At 67.7% G+C, this 23,610-nt stretch carries 22 protein-coding genes; 5 read left to right on the forward strand and 17 right to left on the reverse strand.

Features of this window, described 5'->3' with window-relative positions; translation table 11 throughout:
- Positions 1–133: 133 nt before the first annotated feature.
- Genes GEM_RS18800 through GEM_RS18810 form a run of 3 tightly spaced genes read right to left on the reverse strand, consistent with a single transcriptional unit; the run spans position 134 to position 2,020 of the window.
- Positions 134–322 (reverse strand): 4-oxalocrotonate tautomerase, encoded by a 189-nt coding sequence (locus GEM_RS18800; RefSeq protein WP_014898956.1) that lies wholly within the window; start codon positions 320–322, stop codon positions 134–136.
- A gap of 53 nt (positions 323–375) precedes the next feature.
- A complete protein-coding gene (locus tag GEM_RS18805; RefSeq protein WP_014898957.1) occupies positions 376–1,152 on the reverse strand; it encodes a class II aldolase/adducin family protein in 777 nt (258 codons plus the stop codon).
- Entirely contained in the window at positions 1,127–2,020 is an 894-nt protein-coding gene (locus GEM_RS18810; RefSeq protein WP_014898958.1) for an urea transporter, read from the reverse strand. The genes GEM_RS18805 and GEM_RS18810 overlap by 26 nt, the downstream gene beginning before the upstream one ends.
- Positions 2,021–2,263: 243 nt before the next feature.
- Here GEM_RS18810 and GEM_RS18815 point away from each other — a divergent pair, with 243 nt between their 5' ends.
- A complete protein-coding gene (locus tag GEM_RS18815; RefSeq protein ID WP_014898959.1) occupies positions 2,264–2,818 on the forward strand; it encodes a putative glycolipid-binding domain-containing protein in 555 nt (184 codons plus the stop codon).
- Here GEM_RS18815 and GEM_RS18820 read toward each other — a convergent pair.
- From GEM_RS18820 to GEM_RS18840, 5 genes are all read right to left on the reverse strand, one after another.
- A complete protein-coding gene (locus tag GEM_RS18820; RefSeq protein ID WP_014898960.1) occupies positions 2,779–3,702 on the reverse strand; it encodes an alpha/beta fold hydrolase in 924 nt (307 codons plus the stop codon). The genes GEM_RS18815 and GEM_RS18820 overlap by 40 nt on opposite strands.
- A gap of 4 nt (positions 3,703–3,706) precedes the next feature.
- Positions 3,707–4,612 carry a metal-dependent hydrolase gene (locus GEM_RS18825; RefSeq protein WP_014898961.1) on the reverse strand — a complete coding sequence of 302 codons (906 nt, stop codon included), beginning with the start codon at positions 4,610–4,612 and terminating at the stop codon, positions 3,707–3,709.
- Positions 4,609–5,547, reverse strand: a complete 939-nt coding sequence (locus tag GEM_RS18830) for an SDR family NAD(P)-dependent oxidoreductase (RefSeq protein ID WP_014898962.1) — start codon at positions 5,545–5,547, stop codon at positions 4,609–4,611. The genes GEM_RS18825 and GEM_RS18830 overlap by 4 nt, the downstream gene beginning before the upstream one ends.
- A gap of 21 nt (positions 5,548–5,568) precedes the next feature.
- On the reverse strand, positions 5,569–7,164 hold the full coding sequence (locus tag GEM_RS18835) for a flavin-containing monooxygenase (RefSeq protein WP_014898963.1): 1,596 nt from the start codon (positions 7,162–7,164) through the stop codon (positions 5,569–5,571).
- Between the two features lie 246 nt (positions 7,165–7,410).
- Positions 7,411–8,082 (reverse strand): lysoplasmalogenase, encoded by a 672-nt coding sequence (locus GEM_RS18840; RefSeq protein WP_014898964.1) that lies wholly within the window; start codon positions 8,080–8,082, stop codon positions 7,411–7,413.
- A gap of 421 nt (positions 8,083–8,503) precedes the next feature.
- Here GEM_RS18840 and speB point away from each other — a divergent pair, with 421 nt between their 5' ends.
- Positions 8,504–9,466 (forward strand): agmatinase, encoded by a 963-nt coding sequence (gene speB, locus GEM_RS18845; protein ID WP_014898965.1) that lies wholly within the window; start codon positions 8,504–8,506, stop codon positions 9,464–9,466.
- A 427-nt stretch (positions 9,467–9,893) separates the two neighbouring features.
- Here the strand turns inward: speB and GEM_RS18850 are convergent, their stop codons facing one another.
- The 5 genes from GEM_RS18850 to GEM_RS18870 form a co-directional block, all read right to left on the reverse strand.
- Positions 9,894–10,538, reverse strand: coding sequence for a J domain-containing protein (locus tag GEM_RS18850; RefSeq protein WP_014898966.1), 645 nt, complete (start codon positions 10,536–10,538; stop codon positions 9,894–9,896).
- Positions 10,539–10,868: 330 nt separating this feature from the next.
- Positions 10,869–11,849: a sulfonate ABC transporter substrate-binding protein gene (locus GEM_RS18855; protein ID WP_014898967.1), complete on the reverse strand. Its 981-nt coding sequence runs from the start codon at positions 11,847–11,849 to the stop codon at positions 10,869–10,871.
- A gap of 123 nt (positions 11,850–11,972) precedes the next feature.
- Positions 11,973–12,812, reverse strand: coding sequence for a MerR family transcriptional regulator (locus tag GEM_RS18860; protein WP_041490743.1), 840 nt, complete (start codon positions 12,810–12,812; stop codon positions 11,973–11,975).
- 9 nt (positions 12,813–12,821) lie between these two features.
- On the reverse strand, positions 12,822–13,382 hold the full coding sequence (locus GEM_RS18865) for a GNAT family N-acetyltransferase (protein ID WP_014898969.1): 561 nt from the start codon (positions 13,380–13,382) through the stop codon (positions 12,822–12,824).
- A gap of 79 nt (positions 13,383–13,461) precedes the next feature.
- Positions 13,462–14,370 carry a LysR family transcriptional regulator gene (locus GEM_RS18870; protein ID WP_014898970.1) on the reverse strand — a complete coding sequence of 303 codons (909 nt, stop codon included), beginning with the start codon at positions 14,368–14,370 and terminating at the stop codon, positions 13,462–13,464.
- Between the two features lie 125 nt (positions 14,371–14,495).
- Here GEM_RS18870 and GEM_RS18875 point away from each other — a divergent pair, with 125 nt between their 5' ends.
- Positions 14,496–15,494 carry a quinone oxidoreductase family protein gene (locus tag GEM_RS18875; RefSeq protein ID WP_014898971.1) on the forward strand — a complete coding sequence of 333 codons (999 nt, stop codon included), beginning with the start codon at positions 14,496–14,498 and terminating at the stop codon, positions 15,492–15,494.
- A gap of 96 nt (positions 15,495–15,590) precedes the next feature.
- On the opposite strand, the gene GEM_RS18880 is transcribed toward GEM_RS18875, so the two are convergent.
- Complete coding sequence (locus tag GEM_RS18880) at positions 15,591–17,105, reverse strand: MDR family MFS transporter (RefSeq protein WP_041490744.1); 1,515 nt, start codon at positions 17,103–17,105, stop codon at positions 15,591–15,593.
- A 228-nt stretch (positions 17,106–17,333) separates the two neighbouring features.
- Here GEM_RS18880 and GEM_RS18885 point away from each other — a divergent pair, with 228 nt between their 5' ends.
- Positions 17,334–18,893 carry a methyl-accepting chemotaxis protein gene (locus GEM_RS18885; RefSeq protein WP_014898973.1) on the forward strand — a complete coding sequence of 520 codons (1,560 nt, stop codon included), beginning with the start codon at positions 17,334–17,336 and terminating at the stop codon, positions 18,891–18,893.
- Between the two features lie 61 nt (positions 18,894–18,954).
- Here GEM_RS18885 and GEM_RS18890 read toward each other — a convergent pair whose 3' ends face one another.
- Together GEM_RS18890 and GEM_RS18895 are read right to left on the reverse strand one after the other, a co-directional pair.
- On the reverse strand, positions 18,955–20,622 hold the full coding sequence (locus GEM_RS18890; RefSeq protein WP_014898974.1) for an ATP-dependent helicase: 1,668 nt from the start codon (positions 20,620–20,622) through the stop codon (positions 18,955–18,957).
- A gap of 116 nt (positions 20,623–20,738) precedes the next feature.
- Complete coding sequence (locus GEM_RS18895; protein WP_014898975.1) at positions 20,739–21,593, reverse strand: helix-turn-helix domain-containing protein; 855 nt, start codon at positions 21,591–21,593, stop codon at positions 20,739–20,741.
- Between the two features lie 582 nt (positions 21,594–22,175).
- Between GEM_RS18895 and GEM_RS18900 the strand changes: the two genes are divergently transcribed.
- Complete coding sequence (locus GEM_RS18900; protein ID WP_014898976.1) at positions 22,176–22,451, forward strand: hypothetical protein; 276 nt, start codon at positions 22,176–22,178, stop codon at positions 22,449–22,451.
- Positions 22,452–22,807: 356 nt separating this feature from the next.
- Here the strand turns inward: GEM_RS18900 and GEM_RS18905 are convergent, their stop codons facing one another.
- Positions 22,808–23,455: a hypothetical protein gene (locus GEM_RS18905; protein WP_041490918.1), complete on the reverse strand. Its 648-nt coding sequence runs from the start codon at positions 23,453–23,455 to the stop codon at positions 22,808–22,810.
- Positions 23,456–23,610: the final 155 nt, after the last annotated feature.

Consider the following 23,610-nt stretch of genomic DNA (forward strand, 5'->3'; position numbering starts at 1 on the left):
CAACGGCAATATATCGAGATAGCTGCTGATTTCAGCATATTCGAATTGCCAGCCCCCCTTTTTTGAGATGACAAACTGGCACCCGAGTAGCGTGCGCCCACGGGCTGGACGCACGCATATCCCGGGGCGCTCGTCAGCGCTCGTCGCTCCACAGCTTGCCGGCCGTCGCCCAGTTCTCCTTCTTCACGTCGGCGAGGATGATGTCGACCGAGCCCGGGTCGCAGCCGAGCGTCTCGCACGTGACGCGCGTGATTGCTTCGACGAATGCGCGCTTCTGCTCGACCGTGCGGCCTTCGAACAACTGGATATTGAAAGTCGGCATGACTGGATGCTCCGATGGTTGGGGTGAAGAGGTTGGTCGGGACGCCGGCGGCGTCAGTCGCGATACGACGGATCGATCCGGTCGAGGCGGCGCAGCAGCGCCGGCCATTCCAGCTCGCCCTCGATCGCGCCGCCGTCGCGCAACTGCTCGGCGGTGCGGTCGGCGACGGCCGGCTCGGGCAGCACGAGCGGCCCGCCGCCTGCCTGCGCGCGCACCTGGATGTCGCAGGCCTTGATCAGCGTATCCATCAGCACATACGCCTCGGCGACGGTCCGGCCGACGGTCAGCGTACCGTGGTTGCGCAGCAGCATCGCGGATTTTGCGCCGAGGCTGGCGGTCAGCCGCGCGCCTTCGGCCGGCGAGAACGCGAGCGCTTCGTAGTCGTGATACGCGAGGTCGCCGTGAAACCGCAGTGCGTGCTGCGACGCGGGCAGCAGCCCGTCGCGCTGGATCGACACGGCGATGCCGGCCGTATTGTGCAGATGCATCACGCAGACGGCGTCGGCACGGGCGGCATGCACGGCCGCGTGCAGCGCGAAGCCCGTCACGTTGACCGCGTGCTCGCTGTCGCCGATCCGGTTGCCGGCCAGGTCGATCTTCACGAGGTTCGACGCGCGGACCTCGTCGAACGTCAGGCCGAACGGGTTGATCAGGAAGTGGCCGGGCTCGCCGGGCACGGTCGCGGACAGATGCGTGTAGATCAGATCGTCCCAGCCGTTCAGCGCGACGAGGCGATAGGCGGCGGCCAGATCGACGCGCAGCCGTCGTTCGGCGTCCGAGATCGGGCCGCCGGGCTTCACGGTGTCAGGACGGTGTGCGAATGACGACATCGGGTTCTCCGAGGGTAAGGCGGCGCGCGACGGCCACCGTGATCCACGACGCGAGCGCGAACGGGGCCGTGAGCGCGGGGACACCCGCGTGCATCGCGAGCCACTGGATCAGCGCGGCCAGCGCGGCGGCCGCGAGCGCCGCGCGTGCGCCGCGCGGCATCAGCGCGAGTGCGGCGAGCGCGCCGTTGAAGCCTAGCAGGCCGTCGGCGAACACTGCGCCGCTCGCGCCGAGCGCGACCAGCAACACGGTCGACACGATCGCGCCGCCGAGTGCGAACGCGGTTGCCCGGCGGGATGCAGCCGCGATGCCGGCGACGATCAGCGCGCCGGCCCACGCGCCTTGCGCGAAGGTGGTCTGCGCAACGCCCGAGAGCAGTGCGGGGGCGAACGATTCGAGCGTGGGTGTTGCCCCGCTGGTGCTGCCGCTCGCATGTTGCACCGCGACAAACGGCAGCCACAGCGCGGTGGCCGCCAGGCATGGGCTCGAATACGGGCACTGGCGCCATTTCGCGAGCGGGGTGCGCATCGCACGCTGCACGAGCGCGGCGCCGATTGCGGCGAGCGGCACCAGCGCAAGTGCCGCGAGCGGCGTGGGGGAAAAGATCACGGCCACCAGCGCGGCGAGCGCGCCGTTGAAGCCGTGCAAACCCTGTTCGACGTCGCGGCGCGCCGCGCCGGTCAGCACCGCGGTCAGGTTGGCGGCGGCCGCGCCGACCAGCGCCGCGCACGCGAGCCGCAGGTCGGTCAGCGCGAGTGCGGCAACCAGCGTCGCGCCGGTGAACGCGTTCGCCTGCAGCACGATCTGTCCGATGCTGCGCAGCAGGATGCGCAGGTCGATCGACGGCGAAGCGGGGCGGGCGGTAGGCATGGCGGCGGCGGAGCAGGACGAGCCGCGAGCATAGGACACAATCTCATGCACCGGAATAGGGAATCCTGGATAGTCAGAATTTGAGGTCGGTGCCCCGAAGTGGGGCGCAGAGAGGCGGTCCGGAATTTGTTTGCCGGGGGTGATGGTGCCTTCGACGGATTTCCCGGTGTTGGTATCGGAATTTTGATCGCCAGTGGATTTTTCGTGCGTATGCTGACGCGTTGGCGTTTCCGGGGAGGAACAATGCACGAACTGCGCTGGGCGTCGCTCGAAGGCGACGGAATCGAGCATCTGACGTTCGACCGGAGTGACGCCGGTATCATCGTCGAAAGTGCCGTGGTCGGCCAGCGGTACGGCCGTGCTTACGGGCTTGCGTACCGGGTCGAGTGCGATCCGCAGTGGCGGGTCAGGTATGCGGTGCTCAGGGTGATGGGCGGCGGCACGCTGGAACTGCGCGGCGACGGGGCCGGGCACTGGCGCGACGGTTCAGGCCGTGCGCTGCGGGAACTGGATGGCTGCGTCGACATCGACATCGCGGCGACGCCGTTCACGAATTCGCTGCCGATCGGCCGCCTGGGGCTCGCGCGTGGCGAGCGTCGGCCGATCGACGTCGCATACATCTCGACGCCGGACCTGACCGTCACGCCGGTCAAGCAGGCCTACGCGTGCATCGAGCCCGGCCGGCGCTACCGCTACGAAGGCATCTTCCGGAATTTCATGGCGGAGATGGACATCGACACCGACGGGCTCGTGATCGACTACGAAACGCTGTTCAGACGCCTGCCGACGTTGCGCTGAACCGCGGCTCGCGCTGCCGCTGGCGCTGCCGCAACCGCCGGCCTTTCATGCGCCGCCGCAAACCGGTCGATCCGCGCCGCAATCAACTCCGGATTGCGCACCACGACCCAGTGCGCGCCGTCGATTTCCTCGCGCACGTGCTCGCCGAGCCAGCGGTCGAGATCGACCGACATCTCGGGCGTCACGTAGCGGTCGCGCACCGGCACGAGGATTTGCACCGGCGCCTGCGCATACCGCTCGCGCGGCTTTCTCGCCCGCGCCAGGAAATTCGCGCGGTAGAGCTGCAACCCGTTCAGCGCGTTCTTCAACTGCGCGGGATCGCGCTCCGGCCGCACGCGCTCGGTCAACTGCAGCCAGCGCGGCCACAGCGCAGCGCCGCCGAGCCGCCAGACCAGCGACGGCACGACCGGCAGGTGGAAGAACGCGATATACCACGACTTCAGGCTTTGCTTGAGCCGCATCTTCGCGCGGAACACGTGGTCGAGGCACGGGCCGGAGATCGACGTATACGACGCGATCCGGCCGCGGAACGCAGGATCGGTCACGGCCTCCCAGCACTGGATCGACCCCCAGTCGTGGCCGACGAGATGGAACGGCCGGTTGCCGCAGGTCGCGTCGGCGACGGCCTTCAGGTCGTCGGCGAGCCGCGCGAGCGCGTAGTCCGCGAGGCGGCGCGGCGCATCGGACGCGCCGGCGCCGCGCACGTCGTAGGCGATCACGCGGTAGCGCTTCGCGAGCCGCGCGCGGATCGGCGCCCACACGGCCGCCGAATCGGGATAGCCGTGCACGAGGATCAGCGGCGGCGCGCGACGTGGGCCGCTGACATAGACGGCGAGTTTCACGTCGCCAGAGCGGACGGTCAGCATCTCGTGGGCGCGCGCCATGACGTCATGCCTGCGCAACCGGATGCAGCGGCACGCGGCGCGGGGCGGCCTGCGCCGCATGGCGCGCGTTGGTCGCGTCGATGTTCGCGAGCAACGTGTCGAGCCCCTGCAGGTACTGGTGGTTGTCGTGGTCCCACGGGTGGAAGCCCGGGCGGAAGTAGTCGAGCCATTCGCGCGCGATGCTCGGAAACACGCCGTGCTTCGGGCCGTACAGGTACTTCACGAGGCGCCACATGCCGCCGAACTTGCCGTGCTCGCGACGGTGCGCGCGCATCAGGCGCACGTGGAAGTCGAACACGATCGTCCAGAAGAACACGGTGGTCGTCAGCATCGTGCCCGTGCGCAGCAGGTAGCTGCCGAGGCCCGGCTTCATCACGGTGGTCCACACGTCGTAGGACACCGCCTTGTGCTCGGTTTCCTCCATCGCGTGCCACATCCACATCTGCTGGTAGCCTTCGACCGAGCCGTCGATCCGGTGCTCGTGGCCCGACAGCAGCTGGTTCGCGAGAATCGCCGTGTAGTGCTCGAGCGCGATCGTGATCGCGAGCTGCATCGAATGCGGCAGCGCCTTCTTGAACCAGCCGAGGATCGTCCACAGGCGCTTGTCGAGCTTGTGTGCGGGCAGGCCCGACGATTGCAGCAAGTCGTTGTACTCGATGTGCTCGCGCGTATGCATCGCTTCCTGACCGATGAAGCCGAGCACCTGCTTCTTCAGCTCCGGATCCTCGATGCGGTCGCGGTAGTTGCGCACCGAATCCATGAAGAAGCGCTCGCCGGCCGGGAACAGCAACGACAGCGCGTTCATGAAGTGCGTGACCGGCACGCCCTGCACGTGCCAGTCCTTCGCGTGTTCGGGCGGTAGCGCGAAACGGATGTCGCGTCGTACCGGCATCATGTTCGGGGTCGTCATGATTGTTCTCCTCCCTGATTGCCTGCGTTGTTGTAGGTGGCGTGCAGCGGTGCGGCCGTCGGTGCGCCGTGCCGGGCGGCTGCGCGGCGGGCCTTCGCGGCCTCGCGGCGCGTCGCGAGCACGACGAGCGCCTGGTACGCGGACGGCAGCACGCGCGCCATCCAGTCGCCGGCCTTTGCGTCGCGGCCGATCAGCACGCGGCGCTTGTTCTTGCGCACGCCCGAGAGGATCGTGCGCGCGGCATCGTCGGCGGTCGTGATGAAGAACTTCTCGAACGTGTCGCGGCCTTGCTGCTCGCTCGCGACCATGAAGCCGACCATGTTCTTCGACACGCGGCTGGCCTGCGCGATGTTCGTGCGGATGCCGCCCGGATGCACGCAGGTCGCCGATACGCCGCACTTCATCATGTCGAGTTCCTGGCGCAGCGATTCGGTGAAGCCGCGCACCGCGAACTTGGTCGCGTTGTAGCCGCTCATGCCCGGTTGCGCGAAGATCCCGAACAGGCTCGACGTGTTGATCACGTGGCCGTCGCCCGATGCCTTCAGGTGCGGCAGGAACGCCTTCGTGCCGTGCACGACGCCCCAGAAATTGATGTTCACGATCCACTCGAGATCACTGTATTCCATCCCTTCGATCGTGCTCGACAGTGCGACGCCTGCGTTGTTGAAGATCAGGTTGACCTTGCCGTGTTCCTTCGCGGTGTCGTCGGCCCACGCGAACATCGCGTCGCGGTCGCCGACGTCCAGCACGCGCGTCGATACGCGCACGTTCGGTGCGATCGCGCGGACGATCCGCTCGGTTTCGGCGAGGCCGACGCCGTTCTTGTCGGCGAGCGACACGTGGCAGCCGGCCTGCGCGAGCTGGATCGCGAGCGAGCGGCCCATGCCCGAGCCGGCACCCGTGATCGCGGCGACCTTGTTGGCGAAATCTCTCATGTCGGTTGCTCCTTGTCTGGCTCAGGCCGCTTCGGCGGAGGCGGAGGTGGAGGTGGAAGCGGCAGCGGCCGGCGCGGCGACGGGCCGCGCGGTGTTGTCGTGTTGCGGCGCGCGATATGCGTGGTAATCGGCGATCGAGAAGCGGGCGGTAGCCTGGCGGAAGCGCCAGGTGAAGCCCGGCCACAGCGTCGTGTTCTTGCCGGTGCGCGGATCGAGGTACCAGCTCTTGCAGCCGCCAGTCGACCAGATCGCCTTCTTGAGCTTGCCCTGCAGGTCGCTGTTGAACTGCGCCTCGACGAGCGGGCGTACCTCGATCGCGTCCGCGCGCTCGCGGTGCATCGCCTGCAGCGCGCCGAGGATGTATTCGATCTGCGACTCGATCATGAACACCATCGAGTTGTGGCCGAGGCCGGTGTTCGGGCCGACGATCATGAAGAAGTTCGGGTAGCCAGGCAGCGTCGTGCCGAGATACGCGTGCGCGCCGTCGCGCCAGGCGTCGACGATGTCGAGCCCGCCGCGGCCGATGATTGCGCCGCGCGGATACGGATCGGCGACCTGGAAGCCCGTGCCGTAGATCAGGCAGTCGACTTCATGGCGCTTGCCGTCGGTCGTCACGACCGCGTCGGCTTCGATGTGGTCGATGCCGGTCGTGATCACGTCGACGTTCTTGCGCGACAGCGCCGGGTAGTAGTCGTTCGAGATCAGCACGCGCTTGCAGCCGAGCGTGTAGTTCGGCGTGACCGCACGGCGCAGCTCCGGATCGGGAATCTGCTTGCGGATATGGCGCAGCGCGAGCTTCTGCACGTTCTTCATCAGCGACGGATGGATCGCGAAGCCGAGCACGCGCGATTCGAGCATCCAGTAGATGCTGCTGCGCACGGCCTTCTGTGTGAACGGTAGCGCGCGGAACAGCCATTTCTCGAGCCCGGTCAGGTTGCGGTCGGGCTTCGGCATGATCCACGGCGGCGTGCGCTGGAACAGCGCGAGTTCCTTCACGCGCGGTGCGATCTGCGGCACGAACTGGATCGCGCTCGCGCCGGTGCCGATCACCGCGACGCGCTTGCCTTCGAGCGCGTAGTCGTGATCCCACTGCTGCGAATGGAACGCGCGGCCCTGGAAATTCTCGACGCCGGGAATCGCCGGCAGCGCGGCGCGCGACAGGCCGCCCATCCCCGACACCAGCACGCGCGCCGACAGCCGCTTGCCGTTCGCGAACGTGAGGCGCCAGCGCTGCGCGGCTTCGTCGTATTCGGCGCGCTGCAGCTCGTGGTTCAGGCGCAGGTGCGGGCCGACGCCGAAGCGCTGCACGCAGTCTTCCAGGTACGCGCGGATCTCCGGCTGCGGCGCGAACATGCGCGTCCAGCGCGGGTTCGGCGCGAACGAGAACGAATAGACGTGCGATTGCACGTCGCATGCACACCCGGGGTAATGATTGTCGCGCCACGTGCCGCCGACCGACGCAGCCTTCTCGAGGACGACGAAGTCGGTCACGCCTGTCTGCCGCAGGCGGATCGCCATCCCGAGACCGGCGAAGCCGGTGCCGATGATGGCGATGTCGGTGGTTTCGTCCGGGCCGTCATGGCCGGGCGGGCCGAAAGGCAACGTGCGAGCATTCATCCGGGTGTCTCCGATTTGGCTCATTTTGGAATGTTACATTGTTTGATGTAACGATAGTGGGTGAACCCGGAAACCGCAAGAGGCTAGAAGCGGCGCTCTAAGGGCCGGAAGCCAGACGGGAAAAGGCTGAGCGGGGTTTGGAACGGTGCGGTTTCCGCATGGCGGAAGGGGCGGAAACGGCCGTCGGCAGGGCGTAAGAGGAAGGCGATCAGGCCGCCGACGCGCAGCGGCCTGTTTGAAACACAATCAGGGACGCATCGGGCGGGTGGCCGTCTCATGGAAAACCCCGGCCACGATCGTGACCTGTGCGAGCGCGTAGAGGCCCCAGATCAGGTAGTCGATGCCCGGAAAGCCGCCGAGGAAGCGCCCGACACCGATCAGCGTGTCGGAGCCGACGAAGATCAGGCTGCCCACGGCGACCAGCGGGCCGTGCGTGCGGGCCGCGAGCGCGAAGCTCGCCATCGCGCACAGCACGAGCATGTAGACGGCGACCGGCGCGAGCAGCTCGCCGAGGTGCGGAAGGAACGCCGCGTAGAACGCCGGAGCGGCGATCCACAGTCCGATCAGCGCGGCGATGCGCCAGCCGTGCGGCCGCGCGCGCCAGCGAAAGAAGATCGCGCAGTAGCACAGGTGCGTGAGCAGGAATGCGCCGAGACCGAGGACGAACGACAGCGGCCAGTCGGGCAGCGCGAGCAGCACGTCGCCGAGCACGGCCGTGGCAAGCGCTGCGCACAGCCACGCGCGTTCGCGCGGCGCGGCGCAGGTGCTGCCGGCCGCGAGCAGCAGGATGCCCATCGCGGCTTTCGCGACGGCCTGGCCGGGATAGGGCGCGGCGGCGAGCGACAGCCCGTACAGCAGCGCGGCGGCGACGGCGAGCGGCCAGAGCCGGCGATAGGTGGCGGGAAGCGTGGCGATCAAGGCGGGTGTCTCCGGTTTGTTGTTGTCTGCGGTGGACGGCGCGTTTTCGACGGCGCGGCTGCGGCCATTATCCGGAAGAACGGGCGGGTAAAAACCGGCGAATCCTTCTAGGCGCGGCATGGCGACGGTTGCGACGGTGCGGCGGTGCCGGCTCGGGCCATGCGGTGCCGGTGCATCTGCCGCCGCGCCGCTTGTTCCGATGCGCTTGCCCCGGTCGAACCGGGGCAACGCTGCGGTTTCGGCTTGCTATCATCGCCGCGTATCGACGTTGCCCGCCCGGCCGCGCTACAGGGTTCGCAGGCCGGCGCGACGGCCGCGCCCGGCGAGGGCATGCCGCCGCGTTTTCAATGAATCCGTGCCGGGTCCCGCCAGCGCGCCTGACGCAGTGGCTGGCCCGGTCCTCATGACCAACAGGTTCGACATGACCGAACTGCTCCACGGCGACGGCGCGATCCGTCGCACGACGCCATACGGCTCCTCGATCGAAAACACCTATGCGGGCGTACTGTCGTTCATGCGCCGCAACTATTCGCGCGCGCTCGACGGCGTCGACGTCGCGATTTCCGGCGTGCCGCTCGACCTCGCGACGACCTATCGCTCGGGCGCGCGGCTCGGGCCGGCCGCGATCCGCGCGGCGAGCGTGCAGCTCGCGGAGCTCAATCCGTATCCGTGGGGCTTCGATCCGTTCGACGATCTCGCGGCGATCGATTACGGCGACTGCTGGTTCGATGCGCACAACCCGCTGTCGATCAGGCCGGCGATCGTCGAGCATGCACGCACGATCCTGCGCTCCGGCGCGAAGATGCTGACGCTCGGCGGCGATCACTACATCACGTATCCGCTACTGGTCGCGCACGCGGAGCGCTACGGCAAGCCGTTGTCGCTGATCCACTTCGACGCGCACTGCGATACGTGGGCCGACGACGAGCCGGACAGCCTCAATCACGGCACGATGTTCTACAAGGCGGTCAAGGAAGGGCTGATCGATCCGGCGACATCGGTGCAGGTCGGCATCCGCACGTGGAACGACGATTTCCTCGGGATCGAGCGGCTCGATGCCGCGTGGGTGCATGAGCATGGTCCGCGCGCGGCGGTGGAGCGGATCGTCGACATCGTCGGCGCGCGGCCCGCATACCTGACGTTCGATATCGACTGTCTCGATCCGGCGTTCGCGCCCGGTACGGGGACGCCGGTCGCGGGCGGGTTGTCGTCCGCGCAGGCGCTCGCGATCGTGCGTGCGCTCGGCGCGGTGAATCTGGTCGGTGCGGATGTCGTCGAGGTCGCGCCGGCTTACGATCACGCGGATATCACGGCGATTGCCGCTGCGCATGTTGCGTGTGATTTGCTGTGTCTGTGGCGGCAGAAGAAGGTGGCGGGGCGTTGAAGGGGGGAGGCCGGCTTGCACGGTCATGCAATGCAAAAGGCCGGCGGGCCGGGTGGCCGCCGGCCTTCTTTCATGCGCAGCGCGCAACTTCGACTGATCGATGGCCGTGGGTGGCTTGCTTGCCGTGGGGCGAGCTGAAAAGCTCGTCGTGCGTTTTCGTGGATGGTGCTTTCCGACCCGTTGCCGCCGGTCGCGCTGTCAGGGGTTCAACGGCAGGTAACAGCGTGGTCCGGTCATCGAAGCCGGCCTTTCGGGGACGGCAGTTCGGCCTTTTCCGACACTGAGGTAGCGTTGCTATGGCGGCTACTCGCCGAATACTGCCCAATAAGCCTTCAATTCATGACGCAGTCGATCGAGGAACATCCCCCGAAGATGGCTCCGATCGAGGTCGAGTTCCGCGTTCGCAAAACCGGTCCCCCACCAGGATTCACGAGCGCAGCCCGAACACGCCGTGCCACAGAGCGCTGAAAAAGTCCGCATGCGCGCGTTCGTGACTCCTTCCCGCGTCGCTATTTGGCGCCGGCGCCGATTGCGGCATCTCGTCCGACTCCGGGGCGGCCTGCGCCGACGCCGACCGTGGCGCCCTCTCGTCGCATGGCGGCATCTGCTCATCACGCTGTGCGTCCTGGGATGCGCCTGGCTGGCGCGACGCATGCAGCTCGACCACGCTGCCGGCAATGCGCTCGGCGAGCTGCACATCGCAATCACGGCCGAGCAGAACGCCGAACACGACGGCGCGGTTGTGCCCTTGCTCGGCGAAGCGCATCGCCAATGTCACGAACCGCGCATATTCCGCTTCGCGCTCCGCCTTCAAGCGCTCCTCTTCTTCTTCGCGAAGCCGTGCGTGACGGAGCATTTCCTCAGCATAAACGGTGTCGTAGATGCGGCGCTGCTCCGGGTCCGAGAGAATTGCGTAAGCTTCCTTGATCTCCTGAAATCGCGCATGCGCGTCCGCTTCGCATCCGACGTTGCGGTCGGGATGCGCTTTCATCGCTGCCTTTCGGTAGCCGCGCTTGATTTCCTCGTCGGTGGCGTCCTCGCACACACCAAGCATTTCATACAATGTCGTCATTGTGCGTCGGGATGAAAGTCGGATCGCGTTGATCGTAGCATGTCGCCGAGCGCCAATCCGTCGGGTTGAGGGTTCACCAGGTTCCGAACGCCATGAGTGCAGGTCAGGGGGGCGCTTTGGCCGATGACGAGATCTGAATCATTCTCGTCGGAACGGCCGTTTGCCGACTGGAGCTGTCGCTCGAGTGTCCGAAGGAGCATGCAGGCGAACGACGCTTCATGGCCGAACGCCGACAGCACGCCCGACGTTCCCCGCAAATTCGGGAAGAGCCAAAAAAGGCCGCCGGGCAGGGCACCCGTCGGCCTGTTCCAAATGAGCGCGCGCTGCGCGTTACTTTGCCGCCAGCGCCGTTGCCACGCGCTTGTCGGTCCACGCGTTATCCGCGACGCTCAGCTTCTGCGGAATCAGCTTCGCCGCGTAGAACGCATCGGCCACTCCCTGCTGCACCGCGACGATCTTCTCGTCGACCGGCACCGCGCCGAACGGCACGTGCTTGATCCACGTTTCCACGAGCGGCAGCGGCAGGCCGACCTTCGGCGCGATCAGCGCGGCGGTTTCCGCCGGGTGCCCGTTGACCCACAGCCCCGTCTCACGCGCCTGCTTCAGGATCGCACCGACCACGTCGGCATGCTGGTCAGCGAAATCACGCGTCGCCTCGTAGAAGTTGTTCGCGGGCGTGAGGCCCGTGTAGTCGGACAGCGTGCGGATCTTCAGCGAATTCTGCGCGGCCGCGTAGTACGGGTCCCACACGGCCCATGCATCGACGTTGCCGCTCTCGAACGCGGCGCGCGCGTCGGCGGGCGGCAGGTACACGGGGCGGATTTCGTCGTAGCGCACGCCGGCCTTTTTCAGCGCTTCGAGCAGCAGGTAGTTCGCGCTCGAGCCTTTCTGCAGCGCGACCTTCTTGCCGCGCAGGTCGGCGAGTGAACGGACCGGCGAACCGGCTTTCTCGAACACGGCTTCGTTGTGCGGCGATGGCGGTTCCGCGCCGACGTACACGAAGCGCACGCCAGCCGCCTGCGCGAACACCGGCGGCGGCGCGCCCGTATAGCCGAAGTCGATGCTGTTCGCGTTCAGCGCTTCGAGCAGTTGCGGGCCGGCGGGGAATTCGAACCACTGGACGTTGTAGCCGAGCGGCTTGAGGCGCGCTTCGAGCGAGCCCTGCGCCTTGATGATCGACAGCAGGCCGGCCTTCTGGTAGCCGATGCGCACGAACTTGTCGGCGCTGCCCTGCGCGAACGCCGATGTGGCGGCGACGGCGACGAGCGCCGTCGCGGCGGTGCGGGTGATCCAGCGGGTGAAACGAATCATCGAACGGACTCCATGCGAAACGTCTTCGGGGAGCGGCGCGTGCCGCTCGGTTGGAAGAATCGTCGCATGGGCGGTCGGGCCCGCAAACGAAGCATTGCCGATATGAATATGGCGGCGGCGGACCTATGCTTTGTCGCCGTCGCCTTGCGGATCGGGCGTGCCGGCCTGGCGCGCCGCTTCGTCGCTGAGTTTCTTGTCGAGGATCGTCGCGACGCGGCCGCCGAGATATGCACTCGCCGCGTTCTCGAGCGCGCGGTTCGTCTCGCCTTCGACGAACGCGGCCGCGAGCGGGCGCAGGCGCCAGATTGCATCGACGAGCGCGGGCACGTCGTTGGCAGGCGGCAGCGTGCCTTCGTCGTAGCGGTCGAGCCGCTTCACGACGAGATCGACGAGCAGCCGCGCGATCGCGTCGAAGTGCGGCCGCGCGAGGCTGATCACGTCGAGCAGCTCGCGCGGCGGGATGCCTTCCTTTGTCATCGCGGCGGCCGCTTCGAGCAGCGCGGGGCTTTTCGCGACGAACGACAGGCCGCGCCGTTCGAGCAGACCGAGTTCGGTCACGCGCGACAGCTGCGACGCCGTCTGCGGGCCGAACATCTGTGCGAGCGCGGCCAGCGAGTAGGTTTTTGGCAGTTCGTGCGACCAGCGGCCGCCGATCGCGTTTTCCAGGCCGAGGATCGAGCGCAGGTCGTGGCCTTCGTCGATCGCCTTGATCAGATCCTGGATGTTCGACAGCGTGTAGCCGCGCGCGAGCAGGTGGTTGATCAGCTTCAGGCGCGCGACGTGCGTGTCGTCATAGATGCCGACGCGCCCGCGCTTCTCGGGCGGCGCGAGCAACCCGCGATCCTGGTACGCACGAACGTTGCGCACGGTCGTGTCGGACACGCGCGCGAGTTCGTCGACCGTGTACTCGTTGCGGGAATCCGCCGCGGCCTCGTCTGGCATGGTTGGAGTCTGTTTTGACATGCGGCCATTCTAGCGCGACGCGGCAGGCTCGGGCGAGGCGGGGAGCGTGCGTGCGCCGTCGCCGAGCGCGCGCTGCATCAGCGCGGTGTCGATCCAGCGGCCATGCTTGAAACCGACCGCCTTCAGCACGCCCGCCGGCTCGAAACCGAACGCGCGGTGCAGCGACGTCGAGCCGCCGGTGCCGCCGTCGGCGATCACCGCGATCATCTGCCGCCACGGGCCGGTCTCGCACCGCGCGAGCAAAGCCGCGAGCAGCGCGCGGCCGATGCCGTGGCCGCGCTGTGTGTCGTCGATGTAGATCGAATCTTCGATCGTGTGGCGGTACGCGCTGCGCGTGCGGTACGGCGTCGCATACGCGTAGCCGGCGATGCGGCCGTCGCATTCGGCGACGAGATACGGCAGCCCGTCGCGCAGCACCGCGTCGCGACGCGCGCGCAACGCGTCGACGTCGGGCGGCGTCTCCTCGAACGACGCGACGCTGTGGCGCACGTGGTGCGCGTAGATCGCGTGAATGGCGTCGAGATCGGCATCGGTCGCGTCGCGGACGACGCAGGCGGGAGCGGCAGGCATGGTGGCGGAGCGGGCGGACGAAATCGCTACTATGCCGGCCGTCGGGCAGCGCGGTAAAGGCGTCGGCCGCGTGGCATGCCTACAGGTGGCCGTCTGCGTCGCGAACCGCGTCGGCGATTGCGTCGGCGACGCGCTGCACGCGCGGCGACCGGCGCACGTCCGGGTGGACGACGAGCCAGATCTCGCGCTCGACATCGCAGCGGGGCAAGGACGTCAGTTCGACGAGCGGCGCGGCGGCCGACCACGACGCATCGGCCGCGGCCCCCGTGCCCGCGCCGCTGGCCGTCGTATCGACGAGAAAGCGCGGCAGCAACGCGATGCCCGCGCCGGCCACGCACGCGTGATGCAGCGCGGCGAGATCGTTGGCGATGAACGCGAAGCGACGCCCGGCCGCGAACCGTTCGAGCCACTGCTGTTGCGGCATTTGCGCGAGCGCGTCGTCGTAGCCGAGAAACGTCCACGTGTCGGGCGGCGCGGCAGCCCATTCCGGCGCCGCGCACAGCGCGAAGCGCATCGTGCCGAGCCGGCGCGCGGCGAGCCCCGGCTCGCTCGGCCGCGACAGGCGCACTGCAAGGTCAGCTTCGCGCGCGTACAGGTTGGCCGCATGCATCTCGCCCATCAGGTCGATCCGCAGCGCCGGCCACGCGCGCTGCGCGCGGGCAAGCCGCGGCGCGAGGAAGTGGCTCGCAAACACCGGCGACGCCGACACGCGCACGACGCCGTCGAGTGCCGCCGCCCCCTGCGCGGCGCGCGCGAGCGCGTGCACGTCGGCTTCGACGCGGGCCGCGTGCTCGGCGAGCTGCAGCCCTTCGTCGGTCGGCGGCCAGCCGCGCGGCAGCCGGTCGAACAGCCGGATGCCGAGCGCGGACTCCAGCGCGTCGATGCGCCGCGCGACCGTCGAATGCTGGACCTGCAGCGCCCGCGCGGCGGCCGACAGGCTGCCGCCGCGCATCACCGCGAGGAAATAGCGAAGGTCGTCCCAGCTCATCGGCAGCACGGACGCAGGCGTTGGATCGGTCGAATTTTGCACAGTAGATGGGCGAGTAATGGGGATTCCGATCGATTATGCACGATGGGATGATCGTGTCACTTCATTCGATTGCGAGGAACGTCATGACCCAAGCTGCCACCGCCATCCGGATCGGGATCGACCGCTATGGCGACGCCGGCGTGCTGCGGCGCGTCGATGCGCCGGTGGTGCCGCCCGGCGCCGGCGAGGTGCGAATTCGCCAGACCGCCGTCGGCGTGAACTTCGTCGACATCTATTTCAGGACGGGCGCGCATCCGCTGCCGGCGCTGCCGGACGCGCTCGGCGTCGAGGCGGCCGGCGTGGTCGACGCGGTCGGGCCCGGCGTGACGGCACTCGTCGCGGGCCAGCGCGTCGCGTACGCGGGATTGCCGACCGGCAGCTACGCGAGCATGCGCACGCTGCCTGCCGAGCGGGTGGTGCCCGTGCCCGACGGCGTGAGCGATGACGCGGCCGCAGCCGGGCTGCTGAAAGGGATCACCGTCTACATGCTGCTGCGCCGCGTGCGGCAGGTCGCCACCGGCGACACCGTGCTCGTGCATGCGGCGGCCGGCGGCGTCGGGCTGCTGGCGACGCAGTGGGCGCGCGCACTCGGCGCGAGGGTGATCGGTACGGTCGGGTCGGCTGCGAAGGCGGCACTGGTGCGCGCGTACGGCGCGGAGGCGGTGGTCGACTATCGCGAGGAGGACTTTGTCGCGGCGGCGCGCGCGTTCGGCGGCGGCGCGGGCGTTGACTACGCGATCGACGGGATCGGCGGCGACGTGCTGACGCGTACGCTCGGCGCGGTCCGGCCGTTCGGGATGGTCGCGAGCATCGGGCAGGTTGCCGCGATCGGTGCGCGACAGACGATCGATCTCGACGAACTGGGGCCGGCCCGCTCGATCGCGCTGGCGCGGCCAAGCGTGCTCGGGTTCATTGCGCGTGACGTCGCGGGGTATCAGGAGGCGGCGCGCGCGACGCTCGAACGGCTCGCGGGCGGGATGCATGTGGAGATCGGCGCGCGGCTGCCGCTCGAACAGGCGGCCGACGCGCACCGGCTGCTGGCGTCGCGGCAGACGACGGGCGGGGTGGTGCTGGTGCCGTGACGGCGGGCGGCGGGGCAACCGCGAGGCGACAGGACGGCCGCGCCTCGCGGCTTCGACGTCGGCTGCGCTGGCGCCGCGCCGCCGCCCGCCTGCCGGTCAGTGATGCTTGCGCAGCGGCGTGCTCTCGACGAACCACGCGAGCACGAACGCGATCGCGATCACGGCCGCCGCCGCGAGATACACCACATGCAACGACCCGGCGAACGCATGCAGGTATGCATCGCGCACGGCCTCCGGCAACAGGTGCACGGCGGCCGGGCCCAGCGCGGGCGGCAGCTCGGTGCCGGCCGGCAGCGCCTGCTGCATCCGCGACTGCAGCCCGTGCGAGAACAACGCACCGAACGCGGCGACGCCGAGCGAGCCGCCGATCGAGCGGAACAGCGTCGCCCCCGACGTCGCGACGCCCATGTGACGGAATTCGACCGTGTTCTGCACGGCGAGTGTCAGCACCGGCATCACCATGCCGAGCCCGATCCCGAGCAGCGCCATGTAGGCGTACATGGTGGGCAGCGGCGTGTCGAGCGACAGCGTCGACAGCAGCGCCATCGCGACGCCGCCGATCAGCGTCCCCGCGATCGGAAACGGCCGATAGGTGCCGAGCCGCGAGATCAGCCGGCCGCTCGCAACCGACATCGCGAGCATCCCGCCCATCATCGGCAGCAGCTGCATCCCGGCTTGCGACGGCGTCGAGCCCTTCACGACCTGCAGGTACAGCGGAATGAACGTGACCGAGCCGAACAGCGCGATGCCGACGACGAAACCGATCAGGCTCATCAGCACGAAGGTGCGCTGGCGGAACAGTTCGAGCGGCATGATCGGCTCGGCCGCGAGACGTTCCTCGTAGATGAAGCCGCCGATCGCGACCACGCCGAGCACGAGCGTCATCCACAGCTGCGGGGACGACCACGGCAGCAGCGAACCGCCTTCGCTCGTGAACAGGATCACGCAGGTGAGGGCCGTCGCGAGGAACGCCGCACCCATGTAGTCGATCCGGTGCTTCACGTGCGCGGTGTGCGGCCGGAACGCGACGCCAATCACCGCGAGCGCGAGCAAGCCGAGCGGCAGGTTGATCGTGAAGATCCAGCGCCATGACAGGTGTTCGACCAGGAAGCCGCCGAGCAGCGGCCCGACGATCGTCGCGAGGCCGTACACGCCGCCGAACATTCCCTGGTAGCGTGCTCGGCGGTCGGGCGGCACCAGGTCGCCGATCGCCGCCATCGTCACGACCATCAGCCCGCCGCCGCCGAGCCCTTGCAGCGCACGCAGCACGATCAGCTGCGTCATGTCCTGCGCGACGCCGCACAGCGCGGAGCCGGCGAGAAACAGCACGATCGCGGCCTGCAGCACGATCTTGCGGCCGTACAGGTCGCCGAGCTTGCCGTACAGCGGCAGCACGACCGTCGAGGAAAGCAGGTACGCGGTCACGACCCACGACAGCTGGTCGAGGCCGCCGAGCTCGCCGACGATGGTCGGCAGCGCGGTCGAAACGATCGTCTGGTCGAGCGCGGACAGCAGCATGACGAGCAGCAGCGCGGCGACGATCAGCCCGGTCGGCGCGTCGCGGTGGGCCGCGTCGGCGGCCGGCGGAGCAAGGAGGGTATCGGTTCTCATTGGAATATCTGCCATGGCAGGGAATTGACCGAAATATAAAGGCAATTAGTTGCCTGGTCAATTTCTGCCCGGCCTCGATTTGTTGCATCGGTAACAGGAGATTGCCGGCCGGGAAATTGATCACGATCAGTCCGAAGGCGGGGCGGACTCAAGTTTTTTGCAGGCAAACCGTAATCCAGAGTGCCGCGGACCGGTTACCGCGGCACTTTTCATCGCTCACGTCCCGTCATGAACCTGAACGCCCTGTTTTCCCGTTTCTCGATCCGTACGCGGATTTTCTCCACACTCGGTCTCGTCGCCGTGCTGCTCGTCACGTCGGGCCTGATCGGTCTCGCCGGCATGCAAAGCTCGAACCGTGCACTCGACGAGGCCTACACGCGGCAGATGGCCGCGAAGACGACGCTGTCTGCCGCGAGCCTGAACCTGACGATCGTGCGCACCACGCTCGATCGCGCGCTGCTGCATCCGGAGGCGCCGGAAGTGCCCGATCTCGTCAAGAAGGCCGAGAGTTATCTCGCCAAGGCCGACGCCGCGTGGCGCGCCTACGCGGCGATGCCGCACGACGGCGATGAAGGCCCGCTCGCGACGCGACTCGATGCCGCCCGCCAGGCGCTGATCGAGCAGGCGCTGAAGCCGCTGGTCGACGCGATCCGCGCAGGACGTCGCGACGACGCCGACCGGTTGCTGATGACGGTCGCGCCGCCGCTGTCGGTCGCGCTCACGCAGGCGAGCGATGCGCTCGACGCGTACCAGGCCGCGCGCGGCAAGGATGTCTACGACACCGCGCAGACGTATTACGGCTGGATGCGCGCGGGCGCGATCGCCGGCATTGCGTTCGGTCTCGCGGCGTGTCTCGGCTGTGCGGTCGGCCTGCATTTCGCGATCACGCAACCGGTGAACCGGCTGCTGTCGCATTTCCGCCGCCTGTCGGACGGCGACCTGACGTCGGAAGTGCGCTGGTCGTCGCACGACGAGATGGCCGAACTGGTCAAGGGCGTGACCGGCATGCAGCGCAGCCTCGCCGATACGGTGCGCCAGGTCAGCCAGGGCTCCGAAGCCATCTCGACCGCGACGCACCAGATCGCGGCTGGCAACACCGACCTGTCGCAGCGCACCGAGGAGCAGGCGTCTGCCCTGCAGGAGACGGCCGCGAGCATGGAGCAGCTGACGGCGACCGTGAAGCAGAACGCCGATCATGCGGTCGAGGCACAGGCCTGCGCGGACGACGCGAGCGAGATCGCGACGCGCGGTGCGGTGGTGGTCGGCGAAGTGATCGGCACGATGAACGAGATCGACCAGAGTTCACAGAAGGTCGCCGACATCATCGGCACGATCGAGGGCATTGCATTCCAGACCAACATCCTCGCGCTGAACGCGGCGGTCGAAGCCGCGCGCGCGGGCGAGCAGGGCCGCGGCTTCGCGGTGGTCGCGGGCGAAGTCCGCACGCTCGCGCAGCGTTCGGCGTCCGCCGCGAAGGAAATCCGCACGCTGATTGGCGAGTCGGTCGAACGTGTCGCGAACGGCTCGCGGCTCGTCGGCGTGGCCGGCACGACGATGCAGGACATCCAGCAGGCGATCGGCCGCGTGACGGGCATCATGACCGAGATCGCGGCCGCATCGAACGAGCAGCGCGACGGGATCGAGCAGGTCAACCGCGCGGTGTCGCAGATGGACCAGGTGTCGCAGCAGAATGCCGCGCTGGTCGAGCAGGCGGCCGCTGCCGCGGCGTCGCTCGAGGAGCAGGCTGACGGGCTGCGTCGGGCGGTGGGGGCGTTTCGGGTGGCGTGATCCGTGGCGGGATGCCGCCGGCGGGGCGGTCAGCCTGAGGCCGCGCCCGCCACCCGCCGCATCAATCGGCCGTGAGCTGCGCAGCCGCCCGCGACGACGCGACGAGCAGCAGCTTCATCGTCGCGCGCGTCGCGCCGACGAACAGCTTGCGTGCCGCACGCGCATCGAGTGTGTCGAAGTCGATCTCGGTCAGGATCACGCACGGTGCCGATTGGCCCTTGAAGCGGTAGATCGAATCGAGCAGCACGTCGCCTTCGCGATATTCAGGGTTGCCGAACAGATCGTACTTGCCCGTGAAGCGCTTGACCCGGTGCGGGCCAAGCTGGTCGAGCCTGGCGAGCACCGAGCTTTCGCGGCCGCGATACGACAGCACCGCGATGTCCTGCTTGCGGAACCCGAGCGACAGCGCATGCGTGATCGCGCGCTTGGTCGCGTCGATGCAGGCTTCGGCGAGCGCGTCGCCCGATGCGCCGTCTTCCCCGTATGACGACACCGACGGATCGGAACCGTCGAACGGGCTGCCCGAGCGCAGCTCGGCCGCGAGCGGTTCGACGCGGCCGACGACGTCGCGCACGAATTCGAGCAGGTCGCGCGGGCTGCGGTAGTTCGTCAGCGCCTTCAGCGTGACCCAGCCGGGCAGCGCGACGGGTTCGCGCAGGTAGAGGTTCTGCAGCGGATCTTCCAGCCACCACCATGCACCGTCCGGTGCCAGCAGGCGCTCCAGTGCGGCTGCCCACGGCGCGTGGAAATCCTGCCCTTCGTCGACGATCAGGACGTCAAAGCGCCAGCGTTCCGGAATCGGCGCTTCCGCGAAGCGCGCCTCGAGCCGCTCGAACGCGCCGGGCGTGTCGAAGTCGGGCGTGTAGCCGCCATCGCGGGCCACCCAGTCGCACAGCTGATGGTAGTTCGCGATTTTCGCGCCGGGCGGCGCGATGCGCGCGATGTAGTCGGCGAGCGGGCGGTTGAAGCACACGTAGAGCACGCGCTGGCCGGCCGCGACCGCATCGCGCATCGCCTGCACCGCAAGCTGCGTCTTGCCCGAACCCGCGGTGCCCGTCACGCGCAAGCGGAACGGCGTGAACTCGAGCTGGCGCGCCCATGCGGCGAGGCCGCCCGACAGCCGCGTGACGAGCGTGCCGGCCTGGCCGACCAGCGCGCTCGTGTCGGGCGTGAGCGCCAGCTCGTCGGCGAGGAAGTGATGCAGCTTCGACGCGTTCGGCAACGGTTCGTCGTGCTCGGGCAGGATCTGCAGGATCACCTGCGCAAGCTGCGCCTTGCGCGACGCGTCGACGATGCGGTCGGCCGCGACGCCGGCGATCGCCGTCTCGCGGATCGAGTAGTCGGGGCAGTACAGCAGCGCCTCGACACCATAGACGCCCGCGCCGAGCGCGGCGGTCAGGCGCCGGTGCAGGGTTTCCTGCGTGCGCGCGAGCTGGATCGGGACATTGCGCTCCTTCTGCAGGTAGACCTTCACGAGCCCCTTCGGCGTTTCGCGCAGGAAGCCGGCCTTCTGCTCGATCAGCAGCACGCGGCCGGCCGGGCTCACGACGACGAACGCCGCTTCGCCGAACACCGAGAAGCCCTGGTCGGCGCGCGTCCAGTGCACGCCGTGATAGACGGTGTAGCTGTCCGGCAGCGCGTGTTCGAGGGCGGCGAGCGTCTCGCGCTCGCGTTCGGCCGCGCCGGTGGCGGCGAGGCTTTTCCAGTCGTCGGGAATGAGGCGGGCCATGAAGTCGGGCGGCGGATGCCGGTCGTGAACAGGGTCCGGCTATTGTACTGAGGAACCTGTTCACGACCGCCGCGTCGCGCGGGGCCGGCCATGCGAAAGAACAGGGCGGGCGGGAATTACCCGCGTGCCAGCCGTTTCGCGAGATCGGCGCTGAGGATCGCCATGCGCGCGGGTTTTTCGTAGCAGACGACGTCGAACGCGCGGATCACTTCGCTGATGTCGGCTTCGCTCGCGCGGCCGGTGAGCAGGTCGCCCGTCAGCACGAAGATCGGCGCGCCCGGATTGTCGGACGTGCGCACGGCCTTGATCGCCGTGGCGGCCGAGCTGTCGTCGAACAGCCATTCGGTGACGACCGCGTCGAACGCCTGGCCCTGCAGTGCATCGACGAACGGCGCGAGGCCGTCGAACGCGGCCGTCGCGAAACCCTGCCCTTCGAGATAGCGGCACAGCTCGGTCGCGCTGACGCGATCGGGATCGATCACCGCGACGACGAGCTTGTCGCTCTCCGCGCGGCGCGGATAGATCTCGATCTTGTGCACGTCGTACGCGTTTTGATACAGCACGCCCGTGTGGCGCAGTACGCGCCAGCGGCCGTTCTGTTCATACGCGACGAACTCGGGACGCGCGCCGGCTTCGAGCGGCGCACCGATCCATGCGGTGCACGGAATTTCGGCGACGCCGGCATAAAGGACGGCCTCCTGGGAATAGGCGCCGACCATGCCGGGGTCGAGCGTCTGCGCGCCGAACAGTTGAGCGGCGGGCTCGCCGTACGCTTCGGCGACTTTCTTGATCTGCGCGAGCGTCCAGGGGCTGCTGCCACGCAGTTTGCGGTGACCTTGCGAAAAGCTCAGGTCGAGGATGCGGCACAGCTCGGTGGTCTGCTGGCGCTTGCCGATGCCGTTGCGAGTCATTAGCTCGCGCACGCGCTCGGCAACCGCGAGGGAATCCGTGGTGATTGCTTCAGTGGTCATGCTACGGGAACGGATCGTGACGTTCAGAACGACGCCTTGCGGCAGTCTCGGCGGACAGTCTTGACGACGTCCAGTGGCGAGCCGACCGGCCACGCGCGGAAAAGATAACTTTACCGCAAAACGGCGGTCATTCCATGATGCGCAAGGTGCGATTGTGTGAAAAGGTGTGTCATGACGTAACGCTCGCCCGTGCGGTAGCCCGGCGCGAAAACGGGCGTTGAAAACCTTCAGGCGCGGATCCTGATGACAGGGAGGCGATTCCGTTACGAGCGGCATGTAATCGCGCTGCGCGGCCGACGCGATGCACCAGACAAGGGCGCATCGTCGTTCCACGACGGCGGCGTCGTGCCACCGCGCCAGTGACAAATATTCACAGGAACATCGAGCAACGACCGGACGAAGGTCTCGATCTTGTACACGGAAGATTCGACGTTTTCTTCTAGCGTAACTATCGCAGGTACATTTATTGACGGATAGCCGCCAATTCGCATCTGTGAGTTGCGAATGTTGGCGGAAGTTTGTAGATTGATGCGTCACGTTGTGCGGTATCGATCGTTCAGGCAACGCAACCGGAGACCGCGAATGTCCACCTTGTTCATGCAGACCGTCGTTCACGGTAAGACTGTTCAAGTCATGTTGTCGCCTGAGAGTCGTACAGCCAGGATTGACATCGTCGACGACGAATCGGGCGGCTATCCGCCCCGCACGATGCGCATCGATCAGTACGTCAACGCCGGCATGGCGGACGACGAAATCGTCCGGCATGTTCTCGAGGTCGCCGCGATGTCGGTCGAACAGCTCGCGAGGCTCCGGTCATTCGAGCGTTCGACACGCGCTCAAACGCGCTATTCGTACTGATCGTACTGCTTCCGGGTGTGCCGGGATCGCCCCGGCGCCGACCACGAATTCCGACTATCCGGATCGGACTTCGATTCAGTAGTCCGAAGTTAATTCTCGCGTGCCGGGACACCGGCGCCATTTCCTGTCCTTCGATCAGGTATCAATGGGTGGAGCAACGTAACGTCGTCGAATACATCGCGAGCAGCATGTTTTTATGCTTTATCACGTAGAAATGCTAACCAATACTCGACGAACTCCACCGTGAATGTCGCAATGATCGAGAAGGCGTGCGGCGCGGAAGTGCGCGATGTTGCTGCCGACGGACCATGTCCTTTGTCGCGATCGACAAGCGTCGCGGCCGGCGCGCAATCGCCTTACGCCGGCATGTACGTGAACGGCTCGCCGTCCTCGCGCTCGACCGACAGGAGCCGCTTGAGCTGATCGAGCGCGAACAGCTGCTTTCCATCTGCCGCCGCTTCCGCGATCGCTGCATCGACCAGTTTCCTCGCTCGCGCGAGGATCACGGATCGCTGGCGCGCAATCTCGAGCACCATCCGTTGCTCGACATTCTGCCGAATCGATGGCTTGTCGCTCAGGTGGCGCCAGCGATCGCGAAGCTCGGCCCACGTGATGCGCTGAAATTCCGGGATCGTGCGCGGGAGCGTTCCCGCTTCGGCCGGCTCGGGCTGCGCGCGCAGTGCACGGCGCAGTGCCTCGCGGGCGCGCCACTCGTCTGAAAACGGCGCATAGACGTCACGCGAGCGCCCGATCGGATTCGCGCGTTCGATTTCCTTGTCGAGCAGGTAGGCGAGCCGCCGAAGCGCGGAGCCATGCGCGAGCATGTCCGGATCGAGCACGCGGATCCGGCGCGACGCATCCGCGACGTGGGACTTCAGCTCCCACAGCGTTAACCGGAGGTGCTGCACTTCGAGGATCAGGCGCTGCACGTCCGCATAGGTGCACTTCGTCCACCATTCGGTGAGGTCGTTGAGCTTCGGAGGATCGAATGGGGGGAGGATCATTTTCATGCATAAACACTGTATGGATATACAGTTTATCGCGCGGTAACATAGCGCCGTCAAGGCGAAAAAATGGGGCCGGCCGGTGGGCAAGAATGACCGGCGGCGGGGCCCGCGGGCAGCGGACCGGATCGTGCATCGATTCTCCCGCGCGTTCG

The sequence above is a fragment of the Burkholderia cepacia GG4 genome (assembly GCF_000292915.1).
GTDB lineage: Bacteria > Pseudomonadota > Gammaproteobacteria > Burkholderiales > Burkholderiaceae > Burkholderia > Burkholderia cepacia_D.

What these genes read in the sequence shown, in the direction of transcription:
- GEM_RS18905 (WP_041490918.1), bottom strand. Translation starts at nt 23,455, where the DNA reads ATGATCCTCCCCCCATTCGATCCTCCGAAGCTCAACGACCTCACCGAA.
- GEM_RS18815 (WP_014898959.1), top strand. Translation starts at nt 2,264, where the DNA reads ATGCACGAACTGCGCTGGGCGTCGCTCGAAGGCGACGGAATCGAGCAT.
- GEM_RS18810 (WP_014898958.1), bottom strand. Translation starts at nt 2,020, where the DNA reads ATGCCTACCGCCCGCCCCGCTTCGCCGTCGATCGACCTGCGCATCCTG.
- GEM_RS18875 (WP_014898971.1), top strand. Translation starts at nt 14,496, where the DNA reads ATGACCCAAGCTGCCACCGCCATCCGGATCGGGATCGACCGCTATGGC.
- GEM_RS18855 (WP_014898967.1), bottom strand. Translation starts at nt 11,849, where the DNA reads ATGATTCGTTTCACCCGCTGGATCACCCGCACCGCCGCGACGGCGCTC.
- GEM_RS18895 (WP_014898975.1), bottom strand. Translation starts at nt 21,593, where the DNA reads ATGACCACTGAAGCAATCACCACGGATTCCCTCGCGGTTGCCGAGCGC.
- GEM_RS18830 (WP_014898962.1), bottom strand. Translation starts at nt 5,547, where the DNA reads ATGAGAGATTTCGCCAACAAGGTCGCCGCGATCACGGGTGCCGGCTCG.
- GEM_RS18865 (WP_014898969.1), bottom strand. Translation starts at nt 13,382, where the DNA reads ATGCCTGCCGCTCCCGCCTGCGTCGTCCGCGACGCGACCGATGCCGAT.
- GEM_RS18870 (WP_014898970.1), bottom strand. Translation starts at nt 14,370, where the DNA reads ATGAGCTGGGACGACCTTCGCTATTTCCTCGCGGTGATGCGCGGCGGC.
- speB (WP_014898965.1), top strand. Translation starts at nt 8,504, where the DNA reads ATGACCGAACTGCTCCACGGCGACGGCGCGATCCGTCGCACGACGCCA.
- GEM_RS18880 (WP_041490744.1), bottom strand. Translation starts at nt 17,105, where the DNA reads ATGAGAACCGATACCCTCCTTGCTCCGCCGGCCGCCGACGCGGCCCAC.
- GEM_RS18800 (WP_014898956.1), bottom strand. Translation starts at nt 322, where the DNA reads ATGCCGACTTTCAATATCCAGTTGTTCGAAGGCCGCACGGTCGAGCAG.
- GEM_RS18820 (WP_014898960.1), bottom strand. Translation starts at nt 3,702, where the DNA reads ATGGCGCGCGCCCACGAGATGCTGACCGTCCGCTCTGGCGACGTGAAA.
- GEM_RS18805 (WP_014898957.1), bottom strand. Translation starts at nt 1,152, where the DNA reads ATGTCGTCATTCGCACACCGTCCTGACACCGTGAAGCCCGGCGGCCCG.
- GEM_RS18860 (WP_041490743.1), bottom strand. Translation starts at nt 12,812, where the DNA reads ATGTCAAAACAGACTCCAACCATGCCAGACGAGGCCGCGGCGGATTCC.
- GEM_RS18850 (WP_014898966.1), bottom strand. Translation starts at nt 10,538, where the DNA reads ATGACGACATTGTATGAAATGCTTGGTGTGTGCGAGGACGCCACCGAC.
- GEM_RS18835 (WP_014898963.1), bottom strand. Translation starts at nt 7,164, where the DNA reads ATGAATGCTCGCACGTTGCCTTTCGGCCCGCCCGGCCATGACGGCCCG.
- GEM_RS18825 (WP_014898961.1), bottom strand. Translation starts at nt 4,612, where the DNA reads ATGACGACCCCGAACATGATGCCGGTACGACGCGACATCCGTTTCGCG.
- GEM_RS18885 (WP_014898973.1), top strand. Translation starts at nt 17,334, where the DNA reads ATGAACCTGAACGCCCTGTTTTCCCGTTTCTCGATCCGTACGCGGATT.
- GEM_RS18890 (WP_014898974.1), bottom strand. Translation starts at nt 20,622, where the DNA reads ATGGCCCGCCTCATTCCCGACGACTGGAAAAGCCTCGCCGCCACCGGC.
- GEM_RS18900 (WP_014898976.1), top strand. Translation starts at nt 22,176, where the DNA reads ATGTCCACCTTGTTCATGCAGACCGTCGTTCACGGTAAGACTGTTCAA.